Consider the following 21,621-nt stretch of genomic DNA (forward strand, 5'->3'; position numbering starts at 1 on the left):
TTTCCTCCCTCACTCCCCACGAAGCTCTTTTTCCTCCCAAACAGGTTCTTTGATCTCCTTCCAACCCACCACCTGATTACGTCCCCGGTTTTTTGCCTCATAAAGCGCTTGATCCGCCCGAGAGAGCAGTTCAATCTCGTCTTTTGCTTCTTCCCGCCCACACACCCCACAGGAAATGGTGACCACTCCATACGGAGGATTATGGGGATGAGGGAGGGAAAGTTTCTCGATTTGACTTTTCATACGCTGTGCTACCAACTTTCCAATTTCTTCCCCAGAATCAAAACACAGCACCACAAATTCTTCTCCTCCAAACCGAGCCAGAAAGTCCCCCCGACGAATAGCACTATTAAAAACCGAAGCTAAAGTCGATAACAACTCGTCTCCCTGCAAGTGACCAAAGGTGTCATTATAGTGCTTGAAACGGTCCAAATCAATCATGATCAAACTGTAAGGGATTTGATGACGAACGTACTGAGACTCTAATTTTACCAGCCAATCATCAAAAACCCTGCGATTCGGAAGACCAGTCAAAGGGTCAAAAAACGCTAAGCGTTCCAGTTCCCGGTTGAGTTTTTCCAGCTCCCGGACATATTTACGGAGTTTTATTTGTGTTCCCACCCGAACCAGAAGTTCTTGAGGGTGAATTGGTTTTAACAGATAATCGTTTCCTCCGGCTTCAAAACTCTGGATACGAGCCTGTTCATCTTCCACCGCGGTGAGAAAAATAATAGGTAAGGTGACGAGTTCAGAACGATTACGCAATGCTCTACAGAACGAAAACCCATCTCCATCGGGAAGCACAATATCAAGCAGCACCAGGTCATACTCCTCAAGGCCCGAAGAAGTCAGGAAGTCCCAGCCGGTAGCAAAAGTTTTAACCTCAAAGCCCTGTTCTTCCAGAATATCCTTGACCAGATACCGGATGAACTGTGAATCATCCACGACGGCAATTTTGATTCGTTCGTCCCTCTCGGCTTGTTTCCTTTCTGAGGATTCAATCATGCACTCGACACTCACTTAGGGGACAGCTGCCCTCCCCAGATTCAAAAATCGGTTTCTTCTCCTGCGCCTCTCCCATTTTTCTCTTGACCGTAACTGGAGACCACTTCCCGCAGCGGCTTCCCCATAACGCTTTTACCTCGTTATCCTCGGTCAATGTGACAATCTCGCAGCTATTCGGACAGTCTTCACAGGTAAAGCTCCGGCTCTCAAAATGACGCTCGACAACCTCGAAACCCTGGAAAGCAGAACGCTCACCCACATACTCCATGGCCAGAATCGCTGCTCCCCAGGCTCCCATCACTCCATGTTCAGGTGGAACGATGATCTGCTTCTCTCCCCGAAAGAAATCAACAAAAGCCTGGACAATGCCCTGATTGGCTGCTACACCACCCTGAAAAACAATGGGATCTTCGATGGTTTTTCCGGTAGCCAGATTGTTAATAAAATTACGTACCAGTGCTTCACACAGACCCCTGATAATTTCCGCTTTTCCAAAACCCAACTGTTGCTTGTGAATCATATCAGATTCGGCAAAAACCGTGCACCGCCCAGCGATTCGTACCCCTTGGTGGGCCTGCAAGGCCAACTCTCCAAACTGCTCGATTGGTACGTTCAGGCGGACAGCTTGATGCTCAAGAAATGATCCGGTACCAGCTGCACACACTGTGTTCATGGCAAAATCCTCTACAATTCCATCCCGAATCACGATGAGTTTAGAGTCCTGTCCTCCAATTTCAAATACGGTTCGTACCTCAGGAACGCGAGTAATTGCTGCAACCGCGTGAGCAGTGATTTCATTCTTGATAATATCCGCTCCGACCACAACACCCGCCAGATGACGAGCGCTTCCAGTGGTACCAACCCCCCTGATGAAACCTCCTTCGGGGAGCCGTTTCTTGATATATCGCAAACCATCCTTCAAGGCATGAATGGGGTCACCGCTCGTTCGGAGATAACAGCTGGCGAGGATACTTTTGCGTTTGTCCATAAGGACCAGTTTGGTGGTCACCGACCCAACATCGACTCCTAAGAAGAGATCCACGAGACATCGACCTCCGTTACGCTTCTCCTTTTCTTTCTTCGTTCCAGAACATCGACAAAGGCCTCCACTCGAGTCACAAGGCCTGCTTCACCAGAATGTTCATCGATCGCCAGATGGAGAATGGGTAAATTATAATCTTTGCTCACTGTGCTGAGAATACCCTTAGCCACAATCTCAGGCATGCAGGTAAAAGGGTAAAGATGCACCACACCATCAAAACCCTTTTTCGCGTAGCGAACGGCGCTTCCAACACTGTCAATTCCTTCCCCACCCACAAAACGTTTGAGATAGGGCCGAGCCATCTCCCACGCTTCCAGTTTCTCCCGAGAACGCAACAATGGAAGAGTATGCAGAACGTACTCCACCGTTGAAACCGAGTTATGCACGTAGACACCCAGATCCCCCAGAATCCGCTCCACGTTGAAGTTGATTCGAGTTTCCTGAGCAACATAGACCTCGCCAACGATACCCACTTTGATGAGATCCTCTTGATGCGCTCGCCGCACAAGAGAAGCAAGGGCTTCCTCAGCCTCTTTTCGAATAATCGAAAAATCATCCACGCTTTCAATATTCCGAAGTCGTTCAATCGCACCGTCTATAATGCGATCCAAATCTTCTTTTTTTTCTACCTGACAGCGCAAAGCCCGACGCTGGGCCTCCAAATCCTCCGTAAAACGCAACACCTTCCAGGCCAAAGACGCAGCTTTGATAACACGTAGCGACGCAATTTTCCCTCCAGCCATGCTTCGAAGGGCGTCCAAAAAGGCCTTCATTCCATACCGGGGATGGTCGATGAGTACAAACTGGACATCGTACCCCAAATCCTCAAGAATCAGACGCTGAATCTGACCATAATACCCAAAACGGCATGGGCCAACACCCCCCGCCATGAAGAGTGTATCAGCTCCCTGCTCAATACCTTCGATAAAATTACCCAGAGTTACCTTCAGCGGAAAACAGGCATTCTGAGGAGCAAGCTTCACCCCTATCTCGATGGTTTTCTGCGTAATTGGAGGAGGGGGAACAATTTCGATGCCCAAAAGGGGATAAAGAATCCCCAGAGCCACATCAAGATGCAAAAGATGAGGAAAGGTTGCTTTCACGCTGAGCGTGCCTCCATTCCATCATATCCACAAACGCTTCAAGGCGCGTGACCAGACCTGCTTCACCAGTATGCTCATCAATCTCCAACCGCAAATAGGGAACGGTGTCTCTTTCCCGCTTAATCCATCGCTCAATGAGTTCTCCCACCAGGGAATCAGGACCACACTCAAAAGAGACCATATGAATATAACCTTTCACACTGGGGTCTTTCTCTACAAGATACGCCAGAGCCGTCCCGATTATTTCATTGGAAATGGTCCAGAAACTCGGCTTCCTCACGAACCTTAGATAATCTCTGACTTTCTGCTCCTCAACCATGTCTTGGGTGATGACGCCATATCCCAGAGAATGAATTTTTTGGACAACGTTCATGTTAATATAGCTATCACTGGTGAGGTAAGTATGCCCAAGGAGAAGAACTTTTTTCTCCCTTGGCGCGTAAAGAGGTTTCTGGTCAATAAGATTTTCCGGGAAAAAGCCTTTTTTTAGTTCCTTCCGATAAAACCGATGCGCATTCTCTGCTTTTTCCAAAGCTCGCAGGATTTTCTTCTCGCTCTTCTCCCATTTTTTTCCCAACTCGAGAAACCCTCTTCGCCAACCCCGAATACCAGCCTCTCGTACATTCACTTCCCCATCGATGAGCCGCTCCGGTGAAACTCCAAAGAGATTTCGCACCAAATCCGGCAAACCCAAAATCTTAGGACAGTTATACTCCCCCTTATAGAAACTCACCATGCGAGGAACAAAGAGAAAATCAACCCTATCCTTTAGGGAAAGCACGTGTCCCAGAAAAACTTTGACTGGAAAACAAATCTCCTCCACTCCATAAGTGAGACCACGTTGCACGATCAGTTTATTGGTGGGAGGCGAAACCACCACCTCAAGACCGAGTTCTTCCAGAAAGGTCTTCCATAGATGATAAAAGCGGTAAAAAAGTAAACCCCTGGGAATGCCCACCTTCAGATTCAAACGCATCACCCCTTTGGTATTATACCCATTTACCGCAGAAAAGACAAAAAAATTCCACTTAAGCGTTCTAACTCTTCCATGCTGACACCCTCCCGCCGAGAATGGGCTAAGGCTAAATCTCCAGCGCCAAAAACAACACTTGTAATCCCCTTCATAAAGAGATAAGTGGCATCGGTCCAGGAGGGCATACCGCCATAAATAGCCTCTTTATGGGTGACACTTTCCACCGCTTGCTTCAGCCTCCGCACTACGATTTCTTCCGTTCCGATTTCCCAAGCTGGATTTTCATCCTCTACAGTAATGATAACTGGATACCGTTCCTGGAGAGCCATAATGGCATCCTTCATCAACTCAACCGAATAAGGAGGAGGAAAGGGAAAAGCACATTGAATACGACACCAATCTGGAATCACGTAACTTGATTCCCCTCCTTCCATTTTTCCCCACATCAGTCGAAGTGGAGGCACAAAAAGGGGGTTAGTCGATAAAGCACTGACAATCTCCTGGCTCTCCTCGATAATCTTTCGGCCAATATCCAGGGCATTCTTCCCCAACGAGGGATACGCGCCATGTCCTCCTAATCCTTCGATCTCCATTTGCACCTCAACATCACCGGCAAAAGCGGTACAGAGGGAAAAGCTTGTGGGCTCAAGAACAATGGCACCCTCGAAAGGATGTGGAGGAACAAAATGCCAGGAACCAGCTCCACTCGTTTCTTCTTCGGAAAAGAAAACCACTTCGGCTGGGCCACGGAATTGGCTCAGTGCGTACAATAAAGCAGCAATTTGCCCGCGAGCATCAATGGCACCTGCCCCAAAGACGAACCCATTGCGATAAAAAAAACCAGGCTTCCGACCCATGTACTGTACATCAACGTGACTGGCAAAAAGAAAGGGAGAACACCCTCTTCGAGCATAGAGGTTCCATTTCCCCAACTGGTATTCCTGCCAGTAAAGATGGCGAAAATCACATTCCTGTAAAAATTCGGCAATCCACAAAAGAACGTTTCGCTCCTCACCGCTTCTTCCCTCTATACCAAGAAGCGTCTCCAAAATTGCTCCAAAACTCAGCTGGTTTTCATCTCCTTGACCATTCGCACCCACTTGCCCCACTGCCCCTCTTTCTCAAAACCTCGGTGAGTGTAGAAAGCTAACGCCCTGATATTTTTTTCCCCCACCCATAAACCCACCCGATTCCTCCCCTGAACCCGGGCATATTCCAAAGCCGAAGCAAAGAGTAAATCTCCCACTTTCTTCCCCTGATACTCGGGTTCAACCACAAACTCATGAATTTCTCCAATAATTTCTTGGCCCTCCTCCCAGCGGCTGTGGATGCTAATAAAACCGACTACCTTTTTCCCATCCACAGCCAGCAAAAATCCTGCCGGATCACCCCGCCACAGCCACAAAAGATAGCTCCGTATCCGTTCTCGCTGCACATACGCATACTCGGATAATTCCTGATACGCCTTTTGGTAAAGCTCTATAAGTGATTCCAGATTTTCTTTCAATTCTTCACAGCTCAACGTCACCAGCTGAAGAGAAACCATCTCAGCCACTCCTCATTCATTGTACAAAGTACCCATCATTTTTCACAAATTTGCCACAAACGAGCCAAAAAATCGCCACAGATCAATACTACGATGGGTACAACCAAATCAACTGAAGGAGGTCGTGCCATGAAAAAACTTGGGATTCTTTTACTCGTGGTGGTTTCTCTGGTCGGTATTCTAAGCACCCTTGTTTTTGCAGACCCTCGCTGGGGCGGGCCAAAAATGCCTGGCATGGGTATACGATGGAACCAGGTGGATGAACCATTTCCGAGGAGAAAACCTCTTTTCGGCGTTACCCTAACCACAGAGCAGAAAAAAAAGATTCTGGACATCCAGAAAAAGAACCTGGAAACCATCCAGAACCTGCATAATCAGATTCAGGTTGCACAGCTGGCATTACAGGAATTGAGTCTGAAACCAACAAGCCCAGAAACCGCCGAACAAATTCGAGCCAAAATGAAAGAAATCATGAATTTGAGCAAACAGATTCAAGATGTCCACCACACCATGGATCAGGAATTACTCGATCTCCTTACTCTAGAACAACTAATCCAGCTCATCCCAAACGAAGCCTGGGGACCATACAGAAAAGGCATTTCCGATTTTAGACCAGGACCAATGTGTTTTAGGAAACGGTGGTAAAATAAAAAGGGGGGAGCCCCCCTTTTTCTGAAGAGTACGAAGCGAGGCGTAAAACTGTGAACTCAATTCTCATAGTCGATGACGAGAAAGCGGTATGTGATCTTCTCAAGATGTATTTAGAAAAAGAGGGATTTGAGGTGACGGTAGCCCATGATGGCGAAGAAGCTCTGAAAAAAGTCCAGCAAAATCAGCCCAGCCTCATTCTCTTAGACCTCATGCTTCCTAAAAAGGATGGGTGGACCGTTTGTCGGGAAATTCGCAAAATATCGGATGTTCCCATCATCATGCTCACGGCCCGAGGAGAGGAGTTTGACCGAATTTTGGGGTTGGAATTGGGAGCCGACGATTACGTCCCGAAACCGTTCAGTCCCCGAGAAGTAGTGGCTCGGGTCAAAGCCGTGCTCCGCCGAACCCAAATGCACGAAGAGGGAAAAACCAAACACCTCGACTATGGATACCTCTGTATCGACTATGAAGCCCGTATGGTGAAAGTCAAGGGGAGAGAGCTGACACTGACTCCCAAAGAGTTTGAATTGCTCTGGTTCTTAGCCAGAAACCCTTCCCGTGCCTATAATCGGGAAAAACTCTTAGAACTTATATGGGATTACGACTTTGCTGGAGATACCCGCACAGTAGACACACACATCAAGCGCCTTCGGGAAAAGCTAGAAGAAGCTGGTGCTCCTCCCTGCATCAAGACTGTCTGGGGATACGGGTATAAATTCGAGATTGAGTCCTGATGAGAAAAAGTCTCTTCGCCAAACTCCTCTTTTCCCATCTTCTGGTCATCATGGTATCGTACTTCATTCTGGGGTTCAGCCTTTCACTCCTTTTCAGCCGCTACTATTTTTCACTTCAAGAAAAAGAGCTGATGAAGCGAGGAGAAAGCCTGGTCGATATCCTCACCCAGAACCCTGATCTCCGATTTGAAGTCTCTGAGGTTGCACGTCAACTGGCACGGGAGGGGATTTTCATCAACATAATGAGTAAAGAGGACTTGCTACGAGAGCGGCTCCTTCCCCCTCGAGGTTTTATGCGTCGCATGTGGGGCAAAGTTGCCGAAACCGATTTGCCCCAAAAGATTTGGGAAAAAATTGCAAGGCGAGAATACGCCTCTTGGCAAAATTTCCATCCTGTGCTTCGTCAGAACATCCTGAGTGTTGCCCTTCCCCTTGAGAGGAGAGGGAAAATAGTTGCCGCACTCATTCTTTCTCTCCCCCTAACCAGCGTGGAAACCACCATTAAAACCGTAGAGTACTTCCTCTTCTTCTCCAGCCTCATCTCTCTTGGGCTTTCTTTGTTTGTCGCTTTCTTATCCTCCTCCTCCCTAACCCGTCCCCTTAAAAAGATGAGCACCGTTGCCCGACAGCTTGCTCGGGGAAACTTTCAGGAAAAAATCAAAATTGAGACCCAGGATGAAGTTGGTCAACTGGCTCAGGATTTCAATATCCTCTCCGAAGCTCTAAAGGAAACCATCAGAAAACTCCAAGAAGAAAAGGATCGTACCGAAAACATCGTTCTCCACATGTCCGAAGGTGTCCTTGCCATCGACGGAGAAAAAAACATCGTTTCTATGAATCCCACCTTTCGTAAAACACTGACCATCCAGGAAAAAGCCATATCCCATCTCCGGGACCTTCATCTTGGAGAGGAAATTGAAATACTTTTCGAAGAAGTCCTCAAGACGGGCCAGGAACAAGAAAAGGAAGTGAGTCTTGGGGATAAGTACGTTATTTTCCATATTACTCCTCTCAAGGAAAATGGGACCGCCAAAGGCGCTGTTGCTGTCGTTCAGGATATTACCGAACTGCGCAAAGTAGACCGATTGCGGCGAGAATTCATTGCCAATGTTTCCCACGAATTGCGTACACCTCTAACCTCCATACAGGGTTTTCTGGAAGCAGCGATTGACCAGGTCATTTCTCTGGAAGAATTTAAAGAAAAATATCTCCCTCTCATTCACAGCGAAACGCTCCGTCTTTCCCGACTCATCCATGACCTTTTGGACCTTTCCCTTATGGAATCTGGGAAAATCCAGTGGAAGATGGGAGGTGTTTTAGTGTGCCAGGTAGTTCATCGGGTTATCGCCAAACTTTCCCCTCTATCCTCAACACGCCAGGTTGTCATTCGAGAAGAACTCGAAGACAATCTTCCTCCGGTTTTGGGAAACGAAGACCGGCTGGAACAGGTCTTCACCAACCTCCTCCACAACGCCATTCTCTTTTCATCGCCGGGAAGTTCCATCACCGTCAGCGGACGAATTCAGGAACGGAATCTTCTTTTCTTTGTGCGTGACCATGGCTCAGGTATACCTCCCCAGGACCTTCCTTACATTTTTGAGCGCTTCTACCGGGTGGAGAAGTCCCGTTCCCGGGAAAGTGGAGGAACGGGTCTTGGCCTTGCCATTACTAAACAAATTATCGAACATCACGGAGGGAAAATCTGGGTGGAAAGTGTGCTCAACCAGGGCACAACGTTCTTTTTTACCCTTCCTCTTTTCCCTTCACCTTTGCACCAAAGTCCGACGTAAGACTTGCTCCAAACCCAGCGCCAGCGTTCCACCTAAAAGGGCGGTGACGAGTTGTGGAATCTGCATTGCTTGTGCCACAGGACCCGGAACCTTCACCAGAAACGTGACAGCCTGAGAAAGCAGAAGGTACTTTACCAGAGCACCAGCAATAATACCGACGATTTTCCAAAGGAAGGTGCGCCTGGTCAAAAAAGCGCCAAAGATGATCACCAGCACGGCATTCCCCACCATGATAAAAGGAATCATCGGTGCCAGAGGAGGAGGAAGAATACCTCTTGAAAACGCTATCCAGGGAGTGAAAAAACCAATGATCACCCCGCTCCCAATGCCTTGGAAAATGGTGGCTAAGAGTAAAACCATATTGACCAGCGGCCCCGTTACCAGCTGCGGGAAACCCAGCATTTGAATCACGAGCACCAGAGCAAAAAGGAGCGCTGTCCCTGTAATCCACCGGATTCGATTTTCCTTTTCTCTCTGCACCTATCTCACCCCAGATATCATTTCCCTTTCACATAAAGATAGAGGTTGTATTCACTATCAGATGCCACAGGAACCCAGGAAGGTAGTTTCCATACGTAGGAAACAATCCTTGCTCCATCTTTCAGTTCTCGGTGAAACTTTTCCTGCAAACGTTCATTGACGTGAGAAAAAAGGAAAATAGTGACCACATCAGCCCCATGAAGAGGAACAGTGTGAAGATTCCCAAAAATGAGCCGTACTCGCGAAATACAACCAGAAAAAAATACTCGCAGGATTGCCAAAAGATAAAGCCACGGGTTCAACTCCACTCCCACCGCCTGAGCCCCATATTCTCGTGCCGCACAGACCAGAATCCTTCCATCTCCACATCCCAGGTCATAGAGTATTTCCTCGGGCTTAAGCCCACTCATTTCCAGCATCCTCCGTACCCTTTTCATATCGGTCGGCTGCCAGGGGATACCATGGAAAAAGAGCGGAAAGAGCCAGAAAAAAAAGACAATAAAGACAACCAAAAAGAGTGCTCCTAAAAAAAGCATCATTTTGCCTCCATAAAGTGTTCCGCACGATACGAACTCCTCACAAAAGGACCACTGGCCACTCCCCGGAAACCAAGCTCATAGGCCTTCTCTTCATAAAAGGCAAACTTTGAGGGCGGGATATACTCCCTAACCGGGAGATGGTTCATCGAGGGACGCAGATACTGCCCGATGGTCACAACGTCACAGTCGGCCCTTCGCAAATCGGATAACACCGCAAGGACCTCCTTTTCGGTTTCACCCAAACCCACCATAAACCCGGATTTGGTCAAAACCGAGGGAAACAACGCTTTAAATCTTTGCAGAACAAAGAGAGAACGTTCATACTGTGCTTTCGGTCTCACGGTGGGGTAAAGACGGGGAACCGTCTCCACGTTATGGTTGAACACGTCAGGAAGATTTCTCCGAAAAACCGTTAGGGATTCCTCCCGACCTTGAAAATCAGGAGTGAGAATTTCAATAGTTGCCAAAGGAAGAGCCATTCGCAACGCCTTGATAACCCGGACGAAATGCCCGGCTCCTCCATCGGGAAGGTCATCTCGAGTCACCGAAGTCACCACTACATGCTTGAGCGCAAGCGCCCTGGCAGCCTGTGCCACCCGGATCGGCTCTTTCGGATCGGGCGGTAATGGTTGACCCTTTTTCACTGCGCAGAAACCACAGTTTCTTGTACAGATCTCCCCCAAGATGAGAAACGTCGCCATGCCCCTTCCAAAACATTCACCAATATTCGGACAGCGAGCACTTTCACAGACCGTATGCAAGGCTAAAGAACGGAGTACCACTTCTACGTTGTCCCCGTGCGAAGCCGGAAATCGCCGTTTAATCCAGGAGGGCAATTCACTCATAGGGCAACTCCTTTACCCAAAACAATCCCAAAATCTTCCTGCACTTCTTGCACTGCAAAACCCAAAACCACTCCTATGGCCTCCGCAATATCCTTCTTCATGATATACCGCTCTTCCCAAGAATACCTATTTCCGGCAACATGTTCAAGGGATGTGACCCCCTTATCACGAATCCCACAGGGAATAATGTACTGAAAATGGGTAAGATTTGGGGAAATATTCAGCGCAAACCCATGGTACGTAACCCAGCGTCGTACCGCAATACCAATGGCAGCAATCTTCTCTGGATTCTCTCTGTTCACCCAAACGCCGGTATGAGGAGGATATCGAAAACCTTCCACATGGGAACGACGCAGAAAAAGAATTAAGGCTTCCTCCAGTGCCCGCAGAAAAGCATGAACATCTTTCTGCCAGAAACGCAGATTGACGATAGGATACCCCACAATTTGTCCTGGACCATGATAGGTAATATCTCCACCCCGCTCCACTTCGTAAACCTCTATTCCTTCTCGCCGCAGAATCTCCTCACTCACCAGAAGATTTTTTCTTGACGCCGAGCGGCCCAGAGTAAAAACTGGCGGATGTTCAAGGAGAAGCAGAACTCCAGGCAAATCATTTTGCACCACATATTCCCAGAGTTTTTTCTGTAAATCCAACGCCTGATTATAATCAACCACGCTCCGGTAACGTTTGTACCAAAGCGTATATTTTCCCAATTCCATCACTCACTCAACCGTAAACCAGATACCAGAGAAACAATAATCACAACAAATAAACCCTAAAAAAGGAAATGCAACCATCGCCTTTCAATCCGGCTTACCCAGCGATGTGCCGAACGAGAATCAGATACTGCTTTCTCCCAGCACTTTTGGTAACCACACATTTTCTATTTTAGCAAACTCCCAGTGGAAATACTACATAATCTAAAACGGACTTCAACTTACCCTTACCATTTTTAGATTAAGTCTTGTCGCCCTCAAAAATAAGGAGCCCGAGCGCTCAGGCCCCTTAAAAGCACCTATTTCTTCAACCACTCTTTCGGTGGAGCTAACCTCTTGACACGGTTTTCCACTTCTTTGATCGCTGCATCAGCTGACATTTCCTGGCTCCATACCTTATGCAGGTGCTCCTGCCACATCTCACTCAGAACAAACGTGTTAGAATTTGAAGTCCACCGTAATGCAGCGTACTCTTCCAGATTCTTACTCACCACCGGTCGGCAGGTCCCCTGCCCCCAAGCATTAGTCCGTTCAACGATTTGTGGATCGTTCCAGACTGAGTTCCGAACCAGAGTCTGGTTGTTGTATTTTGCCGAAGCAACCAGCGTGACTGGCTTACTAGATGCCCACTCCATGAACAACCAGGCCGCCTTCTTGTGCTGAGACGCAGCGTTCATGGCAATAGACCAGGCCCAGATGTTGGACTCAATCCCAGCCGGTCCCTTAGGAACATAAATTGCCTTCCACTTTCCAACAATTTGGCTAAAAGCTGGATCTTCCAGCTCTGCTCCCCAGTGGTCTGCATCAATCTGCATCACAGCCTTTCCAGAAGCAAAGGCATCTTTCACATCGTACCAGTCGAGAGTTGGCCAATCCTTTGGACCAAAGTCTCTCAGGAGCTTCGTCCAGAGGTCAGACATCTGAACCACTGCCTCGCTATAAATACTCGGATTACCGCTTTCGTCAAAATCTTTGCCACCATAAGAGGTAAAGAGACTCAGATACGCAGAGTTAACCGTGCAGCCCCCTTTACCCCCCGGCATGTATACGGCAACATGTCCGTGATCCCATCGGCATCAAAGCCTGCTTTGACTTTTTTAGTAGCCTCGTAAAGCTCGTCAAGAGTCTCCGGAGGCGTTACACCGTACTTATCCAGAATGTCAGAACGATAGTAAAGACAGTAGGCTTCAACCTGGTATGGAATCGCATATAGATTACCCGCCACCTTACTGGCCTCAATGGTCATCGGAAAGAAATCGTTAAGGTCGTAAAATGCGGGATCGGTAAGGAAGGGATCCTCTAGATACGCATTGAGTGGTTCCAAAAAGCCTCCAGAAATGAATTTCCAGTTCAGCATTGGAGAAGACATGACAATATCAAATTCTGGCGACTTTCCAGTCAGAACCACCGTTTGTCTTTCAAAAAATTGTTGTTCCGGTAAAACCAACGTATTAACCTTAATCCCGGTTAAACTTTCAAATTCACCAATCAGCGCTTCAAACGTAGCTTGCATAGGGTGTTTGCACAGTAAAAGATTGATGGTTTCTCCCTCAAACTGCCGCCAGTTAACCTTCGCATTCTCAAAAACCGCTTTATCAAGTTCCCCTTGAGCAAAAGCTAGACTCCCAATCCACAACACCACAAAACCAAAATCAACAACATAGACATTTTTCTAAACATAAACACTGCACCCCCATTTTCAAATTTATTTTCAAAGCCTCTCCAGTTAAATACGCTCGATCTCTTCCTAAATGTCTACAATCACCTCCTTTTCCCCCATAAACGAGGCAAGACTCTGCATGTACGCCGTTGCCCTTTTCCACATTCGGACAAAAACATTCATGAAAGCATAAATAATTGCAAATAAAATCACAGCTCCGCCCATCGTATAGGCCATATCTCCATATCGAAAGGCGTTTAAGTATCTCCACAGATGCAGGTTAGTCGTTGCATTTCCCAGTCCACCACTCGTTGTGGCATAAATAATGTCGAACACCTTGAACGAGACCACCAACCTAAACATAACCGCCACAAGGACGAATGGTCTCATGAGGGGCCAAGTGATGTACCGGAAACTATCCCAACCCGATGCTCCATCTACCACCGCCGCCTCGTAAGGATCCCGAGGAAGATTTTGTAAACCAGCGAATAGAATAAGCGCTACAAAAGGCGTATAGATATAGGCATCGATAAAAGCTAAGGTGGCAAGAGCAACCGATGAATCTGCCAGCCAGGCCACAGAGCCAATCCCCAAAAAACCTAGAAGATAATTTACCACTCCCCAGACGTGGAAAACATGAGCTTCCACATTAGCGCCAGGAGTACTGGTACCACAGTGAGAGGGATGACAATAATGGACCGGAAAAACCACTGTCCTCGAGTATTTTTATTGAGCAAAAAAGCGATCAAGCTTCCAAGAAGTAATTCAATTGAAACGGCCAGAAAGACGTACTCAAAAGAAATGAGCACTGCGAGCCATAAATTGCGATCCTGAAAAAGATAGTTTTCAAAACCAATAAAACTATTCGTCGGATAAGCCAGTCTCCAGTCAGTAAAAGAAAGCGACACTCCAAGAGCAAAAGGGATGACACCTACAAGAATTGGTATAACAATTGCCGGGAGCAACATCCATTTACCCATTGTTATCTCCCCCTTTATCTTTTCACCGAACCGAACGTAAGACCTCGAATGATGTGCTTCTGGAGCAACAAAGCCAAAACGATGGCCGGCACAGCCGAAACAATAATAGCTGCGCTCATTTGCCCCCACAGTACCGCTTCGTACCGGATAAAACCCAGAGAACCAGTGGTGACCGGCATGGTTTTCTCTCCACCCACCACCAGAGCGAACACAAAACTATTCCAGCAAAAAATAAAAGTTAAAAGAGCTGTAACTGCCAATCCCCCTTTTGCCAGGGGCAGTACAACTCGAACAAAGGTCTGGAATCGACTCGCCCCGTCAACGAGCGATGCTTCTTCAATGGAAACCGGAATATCAAGAAAATAACTCCTGCTCATCCACACCACAAAGGGAATACCGATAAGCTGGTAGACCATGATCGACCCCAGATACGTATCCAGAAGACTAACCCGTTGATATATCCGATACAACGACAAAGTAATCGCCATCTCGGGACCAAACCAGAAACTGAGAAGGGTGAAAGCCAGATTTTCACGAGTGGATTCTTTCTTAAAGTGAGCCCGGGTAAGGATGTACGCAGCCGGCATACCTACAAGCATGGCAAGGAGGGTTGCTCCTCCACTGATAATAACTCCGTTCAGGAAATAACGCGGAAAATTAGGCTTGGAGGCCGGTAAAGAAGTCGTTCCCGTCTCGCCAGTAAAGAGACCCCGATAATTTATTACAGTAGGCTGAAAAACAAACTTGGGCGTAGCAGAAGTGATATCCCGATGGTTTTTGACAGAAAGGGCAAAAGTCCAGTACATGGGAAAAATGATGAGAATGACCAAAAAAGCGAACAAAAGATAATAGAAAAAAATATCTCATAACCTATTCCCCTTTATTTTCCCAAGTTTGAAGAAACACTATCCTCTATTCACCTGTATCCCACATTAGACAAGTAAAAAAGGCCTTAACTTCTCACTCTTGTGAGAAGTTAAGGCCTTTTTTACGTCTCCAGACCGTCCTCTCTCAAAAAGTATAAGAGAGTGAACACTACTTGTCAATAATTTGTAGCATTTGTTATATGACAAGTTATATGTATTCTGGGAAAATAAAAACCCTGAAAACTACGATAAACTATACTAAAGTTCGCAATTTCGCACCTTGAAAAAAAGCCACCGGAGACTCCAAAATGAAGGTTGCATGTACTGCAAAACTTCATCAAGTGGGAATATCCGATGGCTCATAAGAATCATACGCCATTTCTCAAAAATGCTCATTGAATTCATGGCTGAACCTGATCCGCTTTATGCTATGCTCGAATGGCTGACCAATGAACTCATGAAACTGGAGGCTGAAAACAAAGGAGGAGCTCAAAAGGGAGAACATTGTCTCACCCGTATCACCATTCTTTCGGAACCCGAGTCAGACGATTTGATACCAGGCCTGGAATCATCTATTTCCTCGTTCCAAAGCTCTGTAAAGGGGACTATATTCTTTTCTTTGTTACCGAAAGGAAACGATCGGAACAAGCTCTCCTTCAGGTGGTTCAAGAAGCCTTTATCAATGGCGTTTCTACTCGAAAAATGGAGCGCCTCGCCCAAAGCTTAGGGATTGAATCCCTCTCTGCTGGTCAAGTTTCAGAAATCACCAAAGACCTCAACGAACACATCGAATGGTTCCGTGCCCGTCCTGTGGAAAAAACATACCCCGTTATCTGGGTTGATGCCCTCCATGAGAAAGTTCACTGTGAAAAACAGGTCATCAGCACGGCTATTGCTGTCGTCCAAGGTATTACCAAGGAAGGAAACCGAGAGATCCTAGCGGTCGAACCCATGTATGCTGAACCAGAAGATACCTATGCTTATCTCTTTGAACAGCTCAAAAGCCGAGGAGTGGAAAAAATCTGGCTCTGTGTCTCCGATGCTCATAGCGGCCCCAAAAATGCCACTCAGAAATGTTTCTTCGGATCAAGTTGGCAACGGTGTATAATACACTTTATGCGAAATATATTGGTTCATATCCCTCATAGAGGAAAAGAATCCTTTGCTGCGAAGCTGAAACAAATCTGGAATCAACCGAACCAAGAGCGTGCGAAACGGGATACTCCGTTGGTCATCCAGGAGTACCGAGATCGCTTCCCCCAGGCTATTGCTCTTTTAGAGGAAGGGCCAGAAGACTCGCTACAATTCCTGGCTTTCCCTCACCTTGACCAACGAAAGACCTCTTCAACCAATTCACTCGAGCGGATTCATAAAGCGATTCGTCACCGAACCCGAGTAGTTGGGATCTTTCCCACCACCGATTCCTATCTCCAATTGGTCACCAGTTATCTCATGGAGTACGCTGAAGACTGGATGAGTAGTAAATAGTACATTAGCTCTGAAGCCATTGAACAGCAACAAACGGAGCTCCTAAAGACAGCCTAAAGAAAGAGGCTGTGGATAGATGGATAACCCTGCGGGTTGACCACAGATCCACAGCCCGACGACTCACAAATAACTAAATAACAGAACAGATGACCGAATAGAAAGGCCATATTCTTCTCTTTATTTTTATCTTCCATATTACCGAAAAAGGAGGTGAATGGATCGAGTAATTGTTCAAAGAGGGATGACTTTTCACTTAAGTAAGGTCATCTCTGTGTTCAAAAGGAGTCTCCGGCGTTTACTAAGAGTAAATTGCGAACATTATTTGGTACATACTTAACGGGCTCGGCGGGGATTCCCCTGAACCCCTTCCGCCCGCCTCGCCCGAAAGCGGAAGCGAAAAGGACGATTCCAAGTTTCTTGTGGGCAATAGCCCACAAGAAAAATCATAACTGGTTTTTTTCTTTGATAGCAAATTCTCCTAATTATTCTTCTTCAAAATAATCGAAATCTATCTTTTTAATGTCGTAACTAGTTATTTTCGAAACTCCTATATCATTTTCAATCATTAATTGAGTTAACATTTCTCCATCAATCAAAACAACCTTATGGGGAATTGTCTTAACATAATCAAAAGCATCTTTTTAAAACCTGAGGTTGTAATAAATATTCCTTTACTTGCGTATTTTCCGGCTAAACTGCCAACGAAATCCCTGACCTCTTTCGATTCTACTGCATTATCTCATCTTTTTGCTTGGATATAAATAACATCAAGACCAAATTTGTCTTCTTTTATTATTCCATCTATACCACCATCTCTACTTTGACCAATGGCCTTGCCAGCATCTTTTAATGAACCGCCATAACCCATCTTAATTAATAAGTCAATAACTAGTTTTTTAAAAAATCGTGGAGATAATCGTTTTACTAGGTTTAACAATTCTTGAGCCAAATCTCTTTTAATTCTTTGATAACCATATTCCACCATTTCTTGTGGTGTCTGTTCTAATTCTTCTTTTTGTACTTCTTCCTTTTCTCTACAAACATTTCTAAACTCAACAAATTGTGGAAATTGTTCAAGATTAATATTTATTTCTTGCGGATTTTTACTTAAAACATCTCACCCTAAATCAGTGATTTTGAAGAATCCTCTTTGTGTTGACACAAGCAAGCCTGCTTTTTTTAAATATGTTCGCGCCCAACCAACACGATTATCAAAAACATACTGTTGACTACTTGGCAAAACCTCTTTTCTTTCCTGTTCATCTAATTTAAAAAAATTAGCTAAAGCTCCGATGGCTTCTCTAATTGAATGCTCTCTCCGATCAGAAGCAAATTTGAGAAGAAGAAGCATTATTGATTGATAGCCTGGTATTGGCATAATTTTATCTTTTCCAAATTATATAACCGTTATATTATGTTTTTCATAGATTTCCAAAACATTGATACAAAAATTTTTTAATTCCTCATTTCCTTCACTTTTAGCCAATTTATAAAAACTAATAAACATTTTCTTTCCTATCTCTGTTTGTTTAAGTATTTTTTAATTATGTTGGGTGTAAAGTGTCTGGCCATTTCAACGGCGGATTTTATTTGATATGGTCTATATGTAATTCAACACTTTCTTTTTTCTACTGGCGGAGAGGGTGGGATTCGAACCCACGAGGCGGTTTTAACCCGCCTAATCGCTTAGCAGGCGATTGCCTTCAGCCACTCGGCCACCTCTCCGGATGGAAAAAGTATACCATTTCCTTTAGGGTTTCTCAACTCTTTCTGAAAAAGGGTATATAATGTCTAAAAAGGAGAGAGAATACGATGAATATCTTTTTAAAGGCGCTTTTCTACCTTGGGATATATAGCCTGCTCCACTTTGGATACGAGACCACTCAAGTTCCTTTCCTGAAACCCATTTGTGGAGTCAGTGAATCGGTTTTTGAACATCTGAAAATGGGCTTTTTTGCTTACCTATCCGTCAGCTTCTTTGAATATTTCTGGTTTTCACGTTCACATCGAGTACCCAATTTTCTCTTCTCTCGGGCGCTTTCTACCTTCCTTATTCCCTGGGTGATTTTTGTAGTATGGTACCTGGGGCCAGCCTTATGGGGGAGAACGCCATCGCTTATCCTTGAACTATTCTGGGCTTTAACGGTGACCCTCTTTTCAGGTATTGTGGGAGGCACCTTTGAAAAAGAAATCGAACGGATGAGATTCTCTCAAGGAACTAAACTTTTACTCGGTCTCCTGTGCGGAATTGCTTTTTTCATTTTTGTTCGTTTCACCTATATTTCCCCCTGGATTGACGTTTTTGCCCAACCCTAAACCACAGCGAGGACGAGCAATCACTTTTTCTGCGGCCATGAGCAAAGCCTCGAACATGTCAACCTGAAATTGAGGACTCTCGAGCTCTAAACGAGTATACACTTCCCCCTCTTCTCGGGAAACGTACTTGGGTGGCAAAGCCTTCAAAGCCAGTGCCAGAACGTCGTCCTCACATTGCTTGCAACGACACAAATCTGGCTTTGCCTGATACAATTCTGGAAGTAAATCTCGCAAAGCTTTTTCCAGAATATTTTTAATCAAGTTCATGACCTCCTTAGGCTTTCACATCGATGAGATGACCCGATTCACCATCTTCTAACCTTTTTTCTTCTTTTTGATCTCTTTTGCCTCTGTTTTTAGAAAGCGGCGTGCCGTCTTTCTGTTTCTGCTGATCTTTATCGTAATGGTACGTCTTTTGGTGCGAATCCACAGTTTCTTCAGCTCTCTGGGCCTGTCGCTGCAATTCAGCCGAAAAGGCCTGTGCCTGGAGCGACGATTTTTCGTCCTGCACCCTTTGCACTTTGGCGATTTCCGGAGATCGCACCACGATATTCTGCATATTCACCGGATCTACCATGCGATTCTACCTCTTACTAAGTTTAGGTCGCTCAAAAGATCCAATCATCACTTCTTTGTTTTTCTCACTGAAGGAAACGTACTGAATTTCGTCGCGCACGATGTAGGTAAAACGGCCGATGGTGACCCGTACCTGGGGATACACCTTCTCTTCCACCAATATCTTCCCTCTATGGTTTTCAAAAATCCCTTCAAGCTCTAACAGCCGATCCTCACGAAACTTTTTCCCTTCCTGAGCTAGCTCATATCCTTTTTTGACCTTATCTAAGACTTGTCTCGTTCTTTCATCCAATTCTATTCCTGCCTGCTGTTTTACCAGAATAAGCCGAAAGACCTTTTCAGCTTCCTGAATTTCCCCTTGAATCCTTTTGAGGTCTTCCTGAATTTTCCGATACTCGTCGTGCAGGGCAGGATCGATACCCACGATGACCTCGGTGCGAGCGCCGATTGAAGAACCCAGGGTTCTCGCCCAAACCACATCACCCGATTTGATGACACCCCCTATGATTGCTCCAGGATTTCCACGTACAATGACATTTCCTTTGGCGAAAACTTTGCTGTGAAGGATGGCACGTTCCACCACCACATCTCCTTCAGCTTCAACCGATACATTCTCCAGCACTCTGGCTTGAAGGTTCCCCTTGGACTGAATGCTTCCCCTATCTTTTCCAAAGACTCCCCCTCGTATCCGCACATTACCACCAGCAACGATTTTTGCTGCCTCCACATTACCCCACACTTCAACATCCCCTTCCGCCTCCACGACAAAATCGCTCTCCACGTCACCACGCACCAGAATTGACCCTACAAAAGAAATGTTTCCAGTACCCACCCCCACATTTCCATCCACCTCAAAGAGGGGCAAAACCGAGATAGCCTTCCCAACCACCACCGGTCTTCCTGCCGCTCTAGCTATGGCTCTACTTCCATCAGGAGAAAGCTCTACATTTTTTCCCACCACAATTTTTGCTGGCTTTCCTAAGGGAGCAGGCACCTCCCGACCAAAGACATCTTTTCCTGGAACTCCCTCCTCTGGAGGCAGGAGTTCCGCCAGAACTTCCCCTGGAAGCACCTGCGGAACCCGCATAAAATCATAAAAATCAATCCGTCCCTCCTCATCTTCCTGAAACTCCCGCTTAATTTCCTCCTCAAAGAGAAGGCGTACCGTTCCATCTTTTCCCTTCTGAGGACGAATCCCTTCCGCCAAAAGATACGTACTGGTGCGTTTTAAAAGTTCTAAACCATTCTTCACTTCATCAGTAAGACCAAAACAGATTCCTTTCTGGGCTAAAAAATCCACCAAATCCTCATACAGCTTGAGGTCATCTTCAGCAAGTGTCCTTTTCACCACCAATTCGGCTTTCATCCTGTCTCCTGATACCATCAGCTGAAAATAACCCTCCCGCTCTAACTCACTCAAAGGTCTTCCATTACCCATAGCTTTTCTTACCCCACCCTTCAAGTTTTACCCGCAATTTGGCAATGGTGCGAGCCAGAACCTGTGAAACCCTTGATTCTCCAATAGATAAAACTCTTCCAATTTCTTTCAGCGTTAACCCCTCAAAATAGTAGAGGGTAAGAACGAGTTTTTCTCGTTCCGGAAGCTCATCAATGGCCTTTCCCAGATGGGCTATTAGTTCTTTTTTCTCCAGCAACTCTTCCGGATTCAAGATACCTTTTTGTCCCTCCCCAAAAAAGCCCTCAGCTTCTCTTTCCGCTTCCAAAGAGAGTAAAAAACTGCTCTTCTCCCGCTCTATAAGCCAGATTACTTCTTCCACCGGTACTCCCATTTCCAAAGCCAAGCGTTCTAAAGAGGGCTCTTCTCCTTCTTCTTCCTCCCCTCTCCTTTCTTTTTCCTTTTCTTTTCTTTCTTTTCCTTTCTTTTTTTCCTCTCTGTTCCTTCTTAATCCCTTTATAGCCTACTAAAAATGAAATAATATATATATAAAGGAGGTTAAATATGAATATAATGGAAGAAATAAAAAAGATTAAAGTAAACCTCTTATTAGAACATCCCTTCTTCGGTGCAATTCTCGCTCAAACCCCTATCGTGACAGCGGAATTAATCCCCACCGCCGCAACGGATGGGGATAAAATATATATAAACCCAATATATTTTTCAAAACTCTCAAATAAAGAAAAAAAATTCGTTGTCCTCCATGAGGTCCTCCATATCGCTCTTCTCCACCCAGTCCGTATTGCTGATAGAGACCAAAAACTATTTAATATCGCAGGAGATATCGTCATAAACTATCTCCTACATAATAGATTCAACCTCCCCTTGTTGGAAGGGGTGCTCTATCACCCC

Annotated in this window: 23 protein-coding genes, 1 tRNA gene and 2 pseudogenes; 5 read left to right on the top strand and 21 right to left on the bottom strand. The window is 45.9% G+C overall.

The window, feature by feature from the left end:
• Positions 1–9: 9 nt before the first annotated feature.
• Genes ABDK92_00640 through ABDK92_00665 form a run of 6 tightly spaced genes read right to left on the bottom strand, consistent with a single transcriptional unit; the run spans position 10 to position 5,669 of the window.
• Positions 10–1,005, bottom strand: coding sequence for a diguanylate cyclase (locus ABDK92_00640; GenBank protein ID MEN3185132.1), 996 nt, complete (start codon positions 1,003–1,005; stop codon positions 10–12).
• A complete protein-coding gene (locus ABDK92_00645) occupies positions 998–2,047 on the bottom strand; it encodes an acyl-CoA dehydratase activase (GenBank protein ID MEN3185133.1) in 1,050 nt (349 codons plus the stop codon). The genes ABDK92_00640 and ABDK92_00645 overlap by 8 nt, the downstream gene beginning before the upstream one ends.
• Positions 2,032–3,150 carry a hypothetical protein gene (locus tag ABDK92_00650; protein MEN3185134.1) on the bottom strand — a complete coding sequence of 373 codons (1,119 nt, stop codon included), beginning with the start codon at positions 3,148–3,150 and terminating at the stop codon, positions 2,032–2,034. The genes ABDK92_00645 and ABDK92_00650 overlap by 16 nt, the downstream gene beginning before the upstream one ends.
• The gene (locus ABDK92_00655; GenBank protein ID MEN3185135.1) at positions 3,116–4,120 is read right to left on the bottom strand and encodes an acyl-CoA dehydratase activase-related protein; all 1,005 of its coding nucleotides are present in this window, start codon (positions 4,118–4,120) and stop codon (positions 3,116–3,118) included. The genes ABDK92_00650 and ABDK92_00655 overlap by 35 nt, the downstream gene beginning before the upstream one ends.
• Positions 4,121–4,149: 29 nt before the next feature.
• On the bottom strand, positions 4,150–5,223 hold the full coding sequence (locus ABDK92_00660) for a M20/M25/M40 family metallo-hydrolase (protein MEN3185136.1): 1,074 nt from the start codon (positions 5,221–5,223) through the stop codon (positions 4,150–4,152).
• Positions 5,187–5,669 carry a GNAT family N-acetyltransferase gene (locus ABDK92_00665; GenBank protein ID MEN3185137.1) on the bottom strand — a complete coding sequence of 161 codons (483 nt, stop codon included), beginning with the start codon at positions 5,667–5,669 and terminating at the stop codon, positions 5,187–5,189. The genes ABDK92_00660 and ABDK92_00665 overlap by 37 nt, the downstream gene beginning before the upstream one ends.
• 129 nt (positions 5,670–5,798) lie before the next feature.
• Here ABDK92_00665 and ABDK92_00670 point away from each other — a divergent pair, with 129 nt between their 5' ends.
• From ABDK92_00670 to ABDK92_00680, 3 genes are read left to right on the top strand one after another with little or no spacing between them, the layout of a single operon-like run.
• Positions 5,799–6,314, top strand: coding sequence for a hypothetical protein (locus tag ABDK92_00670; GenBank protein MEN3185138.1), 516 nt, complete (start codon positions 5,799–5,801; stop codon positions 6,312–6,314).
• Between the two features lie 56 nt (positions 6,315–6,370).
• Positions 6,371–7,054: a response regulator transcription factor gene (locus ABDK92_00675; GenBank protein MEN3185139.1), complete on the top strand. Its 684-nt coding sequence runs from the start codon at positions 6,371–6,373 to the stop codon at positions 7,052–7,054.
• Positions 7,054–8,844: an ATP-binding protein gene (locus ABDK92_00680; protein MEN3185140.1), complete on the top strand. Its 1,791-nt coding sequence runs from the start codon at positions 7,054–7,056 to the stop codon at positions 8,842–8,844. The genes ABDK92_00675 and ABDK92_00680 overlap by 1 nt, the downstream gene beginning before the upstream one ends.
• Here ABDK92_00680 and ABDK92_00685 read toward each other — a convergent pair.
• The 9 genes from ABDK92_00685 to ABDK92_00725 all read right to left on the bottom strand — a co-directional run bounded on the left by ABDK92_00685 (position 8,818) and on the right by ABDK92_00725 (position 14,897).
• Complete coding sequence (locus ABDK92_00685) at positions 8,818–9,324, bottom strand: ECF transporter S component (GenBank protein ID MEN3185141.1); 507 nt, start codon at positions 9,322–9,324, stop codon at positions 8,818–8,820. The two genes, ABDK92_00680 and ABDK92_00685, sit on opposite strands and share 27 nt — an antisense overlap.
• A gap of 17 nt (positions 9,325–9,341) precedes the next feature.
• Positions 9,342–9,863 carry a class I SAM-dependent methyltransferase gene (locus tag ABDK92_00690; protein MEN3185142.1) on the bottom strand — a complete coding sequence of 174 codons (522 nt, stop codon included), beginning with the start codon at positions 9,861–9,863 and terminating at the stop codon, positions 9,342–9,344.
• Complete coding sequence (gene lipA / locus ABDK92_00695) at positions 9,860–10,708, bottom strand: lipoyl synthase (protein ID MEN3185143.1); 849 nt, start codon at positions 10,706–10,708, stop codon at positions 9,860–9,862. The genes ABDK92_00690 and lipA overlap by 4 nt, the downstream gene beginning before the upstream one ends.
• Positions 10,705–11,430 carry a lipoyl(octanoyl) transferase LipB gene (gene lipB / locus ABDK92_00700; protein ID MEN3185144.1) on the bottom strand — a complete coding sequence of 242 codons (726 nt, stop codon included), beginning with the start codon at positions 11,428–11,430 and terminating at the stop codon, positions 10,705–10,707. The genes lipA and lipB overlap by 4 nt, the downstream gene beginning before the upstream one ends.
• A gap of 296 nt (positions 11,431–11,726) precedes the next feature.
• Positions 11,727–12,470, bottom strand: a complete 744-nt coding sequence (locus tag ABDK92_00705) for an extracellular solute-binding protein (GenBank protein MEN3185145.1) — start codon at positions 12,468–12,470, stop codon at positions 11,727–11,729.
• Positions 12,425–13,069: an extracellular solute-binding protein gene (locus tag ABDK92_00710; protein MEN3185146.1), complete on the bottom strand. Its 645-nt coding sequence runs from the start codon at positions 13,067–13,069 to the stop codon at positions 12,425–12,427. The genes ABDK92_00705 and ABDK92_00710 overlap by 46 nt, the downstream gene beginning before the upstream one ends.
• Before the next feature lie 105 nt (positions 13,070–13,174).
• Positions 13,175–13,666 (bottom strand): sugar ABC transporter permease, encoded by a 492-nt coding sequence (locus ABDK92_00715; protein MEN3185147.1) that lies wholly within the window; start codon positions 13,664–13,666, stop codon positions 13,175–13,177.
• A gap of 32 nt (positions 13,667–13,698) precedes the next feature.
• Positions 13,699–14,067 carry a hypothetical protein gene (locus ABDK92_00720; protein MEN3185148.1) on the bottom strand — a complete coding sequence of 123 codons (369 nt, stop codon included), beginning with the start codon at positions 14,065–14,067 and terminating at the stop codon, positions 13,699–13,701.
• A 14-nt stretch (positions 14,068–14,081) separates the two neighbouring features.
• The gene (locus ABDK92_00725; GenBank protein MEN3185149.1) at positions 14,082–14,897 is read right to left on the bottom strand and encodes a carbohydrate ABC transporter permease; all 816 of its coding nucleotides are present in this window, start codon (positions 14,895–14,897) and stop codon (positions 14,082–14,084) included.
• Positions 14,898–15,287: 390 nt separating this feature from the next.
• Here ABDK92_00725 and ABDK92_00730 point away from each other — a divergent pair.
• Positions 15,288–16,421, top strand: a pseudogene (locus tag ABDK92_00730) (IS256 family transposase).
• A gap of 482 nt (positions 16,422–16,903) precedes the next feature.
• Here the strand turns inward: ABDK92_00730 and ABDK92_00735 are convergent.
• The 6 genes and pseudogenes from ABDK92_00735 to ABDK92_00760 form a co-directional block, all read right to left on the bottom strand.
• Positions 16,904–17,799 (bottom strand): annotated as a pseudogene (locus ABDK92_00735) (restriction endonuclease).
• Positions 17,800–18,053: 254 nt separating this feature from the next.
• Positions 18,054–18,146 (bottom strand) — tRNA-Ser (locus tag ABDK92_00740).
• 501 nt (positions 18,147–18,647) lie between these two features.
• The gene (locus ABDK92_00745; GenBank protein MEN3185150.1) at positions 18,648–19,004 is read right to left on the bottom strand and encodes a late competence development ComFB family protein; all 357 of its coding nucleotides are present in this window, start codon (positions 19,002–19,004) and stop codon (positions 18,648–18,650) included.
• A gap of 7 nt (positions 19,005–19,011) precedes the next feature.
• A complete protein-coding gene (locus tag ABDK92_00750; protein ID MEN3185151.1) occupies positions 19,012–19,314 on the bottom strand; it encodes a TetR family transcriptional regulator in 303 nt (100 codons plus the stop codon).
• 6 nt (positions 19,315–19,320) lie between these two features.
• Positions 19,321–20,751, bottom strand: coding sequence for a FapA family protein (locus ABDK92_00755; GenBank protein ID MEN3185152.1), 1,431 nt, complete (start codon positions 20,749–20,751; stop codon positions 19,321–19,323).
• A complete protein-coding gene (locus ABDK92_00760; GenBank protein ID MEN3185153.1) occupies positions 20,744–21,229 on the bottom strand; it encodes a sigma-70 family RNA polymerase sigma factor in 486 nt (161 codons plus the stop codon). Before ABDK92_00760 ends, ABDK92_00755 begins: the two co-directional genes overlap by 8 nt.
• 44 nt (positions 21,230–21,273) lie before the next feature.
• Here ABDK92_00760 and ABDK92_00765 point away from each other — a divergent pair.
• On the top strand, positions 21,274–21,621 hold a 348-nt coding region (locus ABDK92_00765), incomplete at its 3' end, for a hypothetical protein (GenBank protein ID MEN3185154.1).

Source organism: Atribacterota bacterium, from assembly GCA_039638595.1.
Classification (GTDB): Bacteria; Atribacterota; Atribacteria; order Atribacterales; family Caldatribacteriaceae; genus Profundicultor; species Profundicultor thermophilus.

Coding starts and splice junctions, on each gene's coding strand:
- ABDK92_00640 (MEN3185132.1), bottom strand. CDS start 1,005: ATGATTGAATCCTCAGAAAGGAAACAAGCCGAGAGGGACGAACGAATC.
- ABDK92_00665 (MEN3185137.1), bottom strand. CDS start 5,669: ATGGTTTCTCTTCAGCTGGTGACGTTGAGCTGTGAAGAATTGAAAGAA.
- ABDK92_00670 (MEN3185138.1), top strand. CDS start 5,799: ATGAAAAAACTTGGGATTCTTTTACTCGTGGTGGTTTCTCTGGTCGGT.
- ABDK92_00680 (MEN3185140.1), top strand. CDS start 7,054: ATGAGAAAAAGTCTCTTCGCCAAACTCCTCTTTTCCCATCTTCTGGTC.
- ABDK92_00690 (MEN3185142.1), bottom strand. CDS start 9,863: ATGATGCTTTTTTTAGGAGCACTCTTTTTGGTTGTCTTTATTGTCTTT.
- lipA (MEN3185143.1), bottom strand. CDS start 10,708: ATGAGTGAATTGCCCTCCTGGATTAAACGGCGATTTCCGGCTTCGCAC.
- lipB (MEN3185144.1), bottom strand. CDS start 11,430: ATGGAATTGGGAAAATATACGCTTTGGTACAAACGTTACCGGAGCGTG.
- ABDK92_00705 (MEN3185145.1), bottom strand. CDS start 12,470: ATGCCGGGGGGTAAAGGGGGCTGCACGGTTAACTCTGCGTATCTGAGT.
- ABDK92_00720 (MEN3185148.1), bottom strand. CDS start 14,067: ATGGGTAAATGGATGTTGCTCCCGGCAATTGTTATACCAATTCTTGTA.
- ABDK92_00745 (MEN3185150.1), bottom strand. CDS start 19,004: ATGAACTTGATTAAAAATATTCTGGAAAAAGCTTTGCGAGATTTACTT.
- ABDK92_00750 (MEN3185151.1), bottom strand. CDS start 19,314: ATGGTAGATCCGGTGAATATGCAGAATATCGTGGTGCGATCTCCGGAA.
- ABDK92_00755 (MEN3185152.1), bottom strand. CDS start 20,751: ATGGGTAATGGAAGACCTTTGAGTGAGTTAGAGCGGGAGGGTTATTTT.